General features: G+C 54.9%; 1 protein-coding gene. It reads left to right on the top strand.

What is annotated here, in order from left to right:
- Positions 1-99 precede the first annotated feature (99 nt).
- Positions 100-1,388, top strand: a 1,289-nt coding sequence (locus tag N7326_RS09375; protein ID WP_263088586.1) for a hypothetical protein, incomplete at its 3' end; no start/stop codon positions are given.

Consider the following 1,388-nt stretch of genomic DNA (forward strand, 5'->3'; position numbering starts at 1 on the left):
CGACGAACTTATACCTGACGCGCGCTTCAACGATGCCGCTAGCACCTGCCAACACTCACACGACAAACTCATCGACCTCATCAACCTCAGCGGAGTCCCATGGCCATGATCACCTTCAACCCCACCACCACACAACAAGTAACCAACATCCTCGAAAGCATCATCGCAAGGAATGAATCCTTCAGCAAACGCCTGCTCGAACACCCCCTCGCTGACAGGCTCGGAGGGTTTTCCACCATCAACGCCCTTAACCAACTCGCCCAAGAATACAGCGAAATCAGCGCCCACCGAGACGGCGGCGCGGCAAGAACACTGCAAGAAATCCTCGCCCAAATCCAATGGAGCAACGAGAACTTTACAACCGGCTGCCAGAAAATACTCTTCACTGATGAAGACCTCGCCCAATCACTGGCAACAGCCATCGGCACATCCGCCCCCGCCCTCTACCCCACCATCAACCACACGTTCAGCACGCTCCCAGAAGCAATAGCGAACGTTCCTTACCCACAGCGCCCTGATAGAAACTACCAAGACTTCACCTACACCGAACCAACAGCAGCACGCGAAGCATCCCTATCATCGCTACTGAGTGGACTCAACGCGACGAAAACACACGACGCCAACACCCTAACCGTCACGTGGAGAGATTACAGCCAAACGTGCCTAGAAACAGCAGAAGATCTTATGGTTCTGGTGTCTCTAATTGAGTCTGAGAACCAAGGGGAATTCTTCGACGCCGCAGTACACACCATCACAGAACTAGCCGAAACCTCCCGCACCATCGCCAACAACAGCGAAACTATGGCATCAGCTGCTGAAAAGGTAGGAGCGATCGCGCCACGAATCACACCAGAAGTCGACGCAGCGATCACCGCAATCGAACAACTACGCAAACACGGCGCTGAACAAGCAGCCGCCGCCCGCGCAGCAGACGACCCCACCACAGCACGCATGATCGAAACCGAAACAGAACAACACGCACAGCGCATGGAGGAAAACTACCTCGACCAGTTCCAACAACGCCTCCAATCAGAGATCGCTGCAGCTAACCCACCCATACGCAACCTCACTAATTCCCCAACCACCAGTGCACGTTTCGATACACCAACTGGATCAGAAACCATAAGCAACGCATCCATGGCAACCGCTGGTGGTGATAACCCGCATGCCACCGATCACCACACACTCGGGCTAAGTAACCCACATAACCCCACCACCATTAACACCCACCAAGCAAGTACCACCCTCACTTCCCCTCACGGGGCAGGCCTTGCTGGGGCAGGGGCCTCGCCAATGACCACCACCGCAGCAACAACCACCACACACACTAGTTTTGCCACCGGTGGTGGTCTCCCACCACATGCGTATGCAACACTAACAGGTAAAAA

The organism is Corynebacterium sp. ES2794-CONJ1 (genome assembly GCF_025660615.1).
Taxonomy (GTDB): Bacteria; Actinomycetota; Actinomycetes; order Mycobacteriales; family Mycobacteriaceae; genus Corynebacterium.